This is a genomic window from Brachyspira catarrhinii, assembly GCF_005518285.1.
Classification (GTDB): Bacteria; Spirochaetota; Brachyspiria; order Brachyspirales; family Brachyspiraceae; genus Brachyspira; species Brachyspira catarrhinii.
In genome coordinates this window covers 1-3,744 of the sequence record NZ_SJDU01000233.1, presented here as the reverse complement: position 1 = coordinate 3,744, position 3,744 = coordinate 1, and the positions used below count along the sequence as shown (strand labels likewise).

Genomic DNA, 3,744 nt, shown 5'->3' with positions numbered 1-3,744 from the left:
ATTGACATAAAATATTCTGGAGATGAAAATTCTGTAGCTTATAATTATACTTATATTCAAGATGTTATTAAGCAGATAGATTCGGAAATTGTAGCTTTTATGGTAAATAAAGATTCGAGTCCGACTTTGATAAAAGAAATAGAGAGAGACGATTATTATTTTATAATTATGCCGATGAGCATAGGCGAAGAATAATTGAATCTATTTTATTTTATTGATTCTTTTTATATTTTAAAATTAAAAATGCAAAATAAAACGGACGATTTAGATTTAAATAAAAGAAATTTAAATAGATGGCGTTTAATACTTGGAAGTTTTGCCGAAGATAATTTAAAAGTTGACGGCGAATATTTTGAAATTGACGAAACTTTAAATTTTTTATACGATAGAGAATATTCGGAGAGCGGCGGATATTCTTTAAATAATTTAAACGATTTCAATAATTTCAATAATTCAAAAGAAAAGCGATTTAGTAGAGAAAAAAGTTCTTTAACCGTTCCAAAATGGATTTCAAAAGTAAAAAAATTATTCCCAAAAGAAACCGTTGAAATAATGCAAAATCAAGCTTTGGAAAAATATAAATTAACGGAAATTTTAACGGACGAAAATATACTTAAAGAAATAGAGCCTAATATAGAGCTTTTGAAAAATATTCTCGCTTTCAAAGACACAATGAACGCGGGTGTGAAAAAATTAGCTTACGAAATAGTAAAAAAAGTCGTTGAAGAAATCAAAAATAAAATGGAAATTGAAATAAAAAAAGTTTTTTACGGAAAGAAACTTGCCAATTCGACCGCCGTAAATAAAATATTCAAAAATCTCGATATAAAAAAAACAGTTCGGCATAATTTGAAAAACTATGATTATAAAGATAAAAAATTTTTTGTAGATAAATTATATTTCAATCAAAATATAAAAAAATATAATCCTTATAATATAATAATTCTTATAGACGAAAGCGGTTCAATGCTCGACTCGGTTATTTATACAAGCGTTATGGCTTCAATATTTGCTAATTTGCCTTATTTGTCTGTCAAACTTGTAATTTTCGATATTTCTATAGTAGATTTGAGCGAATATATAAGAGAGCCGATAGACATATTATTTAAAGTTCAATTAGGCGGAGGAACGGATATTGTAAAGGCTTTGGAATACGCGAAAAAAATAACTATAGCTCCCGACAAAACAATCGTCATCCTTATAAGCGATTTATTCGACAGCAACGATTATAAACTTATGTATAAAAACGCAAGCGACATAATAGAAAGCGGAAGCAAATTATTTGTTTTAACCGCTTTAGATTATAACGCGAATATCAGCTACGATAAAGAAGCTGCAAAATATTTTTCAAAAATAGGAGCAAAAGTCGGAGCGCTTACTCCGAATAAACTTTCAAAATGGATTAGCGATAGTATATTTTAAATTAAAGAAATCAGATTTTTTCTTTTTTGTTATTTAAAGAAAGGTTTACTGCAAATTAATTACCGTTCTATATAAAAAATCTCTTCTTTCAGTCGCGTATTTTGTTCTCGGTGAGGATGGATACTCTTCTATATATTGATTATAAATTTGATAAGCTTTGTTAAAGTCTCTCACATTATTATTTCCTCTTTCGTATATTTCTGCGAGGAGAAGCAAAGCGTCCGCTCTTTTATTAAATTTATCGCTCGAGTTTAACGATTTTTCAAGTATATTTATTCCGTCCGATATTTTTCCGATTCTTTTCAAACTGTCGGCAATTTCGTAGGAAGCGTTTCCGTAAATTGGAGTTTTCGCATATTTATTTATAACTTCGTTAAAATAATTAATCGCTTCTTCGTTGTTATTTTCCGATTTTCTAACTATTCCCATAGAATATAGCGCCGCGGCTTTTTGATTATTATTTGCGTTATTCAAATCGTAAGCCTTTTTATACATATTGAAAGCGTTAGTATAATCTTTGTTGTTATTGTAAATATCGGCTATTCTAAAATGACTGTAAACGGAATATTTTGAATTAGGATATTGAGATATAACATTGCTATAATTATTCACGGCGTTTGAATAATCTTTTATATTTTTTAGTTCCTCCGCCGAATTAAATAAAGTCAAAGTTTCGGGATTTTCGTTTCTTCTAACTTGAGAATTTGCAGAAGGCGAATTTAAAGAATTTGTGGAAACATTATTATTGGTAATCGAAATTTGATTCGAACTATCGGCAATAATGCTACTGATATTATTATCGTTATTAGCAATTATATCTTTTTCCGCATCCAATAACATGGCGTTTGTATTTGTAGAACTTCCGTTTGAAACGGCATTCGTAACATTAATCGTATAAATATATCTTCTTATAATATTTTCTTCGTTATCGACTTGAAAATTTAATTTTGCGACTCCAGAAGTCAAAGTCGTAAAAGTCAAAAAACTGTTCGTTTTGTCTCTTGTAAATCTCACAAAATCCAAATTAGTGGAATAACTCGTTATACGAATATATCTGTCAAAATTCGTGGCGTTTAATCTTATCGAAAAAAGGGTATTATTTGCCAAATCTACCGTATTTATAAAATCGCTTTCCAAAGGTCCGCCTTTAGTTCTGTTTATAGTTTCGTTCGTCACAACTCGATTATCGGGATTAACCGTTATCGTATTTTGAGCAAAAATAGTAGTAAACATAATTAAATTAACAATGAATAAAAAAATTTTAAATCGCATAAATATCTCCTAATTATTTTGTTTATTTTTTACATAATTTTTTGAATATTCTATTTGTTCCATATCTAAATTATTTTTTGTCGAAAGCATCTCGCCTTTAATAATTTTTTCTTCGTCTTCTTTCATACTTGCCACCGCTCTTGAATTTTCTTCTTCGGGACTTAAATGAACCACTTTCGATTTACTTCGCAAGCCGATAAAAATTCCAATTAATATCGTAAAAACGAGCCATGCCGATATAATTGTAGTTAAAAATATGGCTCTTTTTGTTTCATACAAATTTTTAATTTTGCCAATTATTGCCATTTATAATTTTGTCCTTATAAAAGTTAAAATAAATTTATAAAAAATAAAAAACAACTTAACATAATATTCGTAATATTTATTATAGAGTATAGAAAAAAAATTTCAATAATTAGTTTTAAGTAAAATAAAATAGTTGACAATTATAAAAAATTTCCTATAATTATAATATATATAGATTTTGAATATATCGTTCTTTGAAAGGGGATGCTCTGGCTTCGACTGCGATGGTTGAGTCATATTTTGCATAGTCGCGCTTGGCATATGCGCGTTAATATCATGCCAAAATTATAATTGCAGACGAATATGCAATTGCAGCCTGATTGAGGTTGTCGCTGATTTTATGATTTGTCTATGGGTCGTATTATCGGCGTTGAAACACATAGAACTTGTATCGAGCGCCGTTTGAACTCGATTGCAAGTATAATCAAACTAATCTTGCGGTTTTTCTGCTTGTCTTATAGCCGTAAGGTGAAACTTCAAAGATAAGATACGCTATGTAGACGAATATGGGGTGCTTCGTAGGACGCGGGTTCGAGTCCCGCCATCTCCAATTTCTAATAAATTCAAACTAATATTTAATTATAATAAAAATGGGCGGTTTCCTCTTGCATTAATATTCATAGATTGCCGTGCTATCGCTCGTAATTACAATATATTCTTGATTAAACTATTGACATATTTTTTAATTTATGTTATATTTTACTTAAATTAAAGTTAATAAATATTGGATAACTTAAATATGGT

General features: G+C 29.0%; 3 protein-coding genes, 1 other RNA gene and 1 pseudogene. 3 read left to right on the top strand and 2 right to left on the bottom strand.

Annotated elements, in window-relative coordinates:
- Together EZH24_RS08605 and EZH24_RS08600 are read left to right on the top strand one after the other, a co-directional pair.
- A pseudogene (locus tag EZH24_RS08605) lies at positions 1-195 on the top strand (DNA polymerase III subunit beta); the annotation flags it as partial.
- Positions 196-243: 48 nt separating this feature from the next.
- Positions 244-1,422 carry a VWA domain-containing protein gene (locus tag EZH24_RS08600; protein WP_137998758.1) on the top strand — a complete coding sequence of 393 codons (1,179 nt, stop codon included), beginning with the start codon at positions 244-246 and terminating at the stop codon, positions 1,420-1,422.
- A gap of 45 nt (positions 1,423-1,467) precedes the next feature.
- On the opposite strand, the gene EZH24_RS08595 is transcribed toward EZH24_RS08600, so the two are convergent.
- Together EZH24_RS08595 and EZH24_RS08590 are read right to left on the bottom strand one after the other, a co-directional pair.
- Positions 1,468-2,694 (bottom strand): tetratricopeptide repeat protein, encoded by a 1,227-nt coding sequence (locus EZH24_RS08595; RefSeq protein WP_137998756.1) that lies wholly within the window; start codon positions 2,692-2,694, stop codon positions 1,468-1,470.
- A gap of 9 nt (positions 2,695-2,703) precedes the next feature.
- Positions 2,704-3,000 carry a hypothetical protein gene (locus tag EZH24_RS08590; RefSeq protein ID WP_236847135.1) on the bottom strand — a complete coding sequence of 99 codons (297 nt, stop codon included), beginning with the start codon at positions 2,998-3,000 and terminating at the stop codon, positions 2,704-2,706.
- 200 nt (positions 3,001-3,200) lie between these two features.
- Here EZH24_RS08590 and ssrA point away from each other — a divergent pair.
- Positions 3,201-3,553, top strand: a transfer-messenger RNA (tmRNA) gene (gene ssrA / locus EZH24_RS08585).
- Positions 3,554-3,744: the final 191 nt, after the last annotated feature.

What these genes read in the sequence shown, in the direction of transcription:
- EZH24_RS08600 (WP_137998758.1), top strand. Translation starts at nt 244, where the DNA reads ATGCAAAATAAAACGGACGATTTAGATTTAAATAAAAGAAATTTAAAT.
- EZH24_RS08595 (WP_137998756.1), bottom strand. Translation starts at nt 2,694, where the DNA reads ATGCGATTTAAAATTTTTTTATTCATTGTTAATTTAATTATGTTTACT.
- EZH24_RS08590 (WP_236847135.1), bottom strand. Translation starts at nt 3,000, where the DNA reads ATGGCAATAATTGGCAAAATTAAAAATTTGTATGAAACAAAAAGAGCC.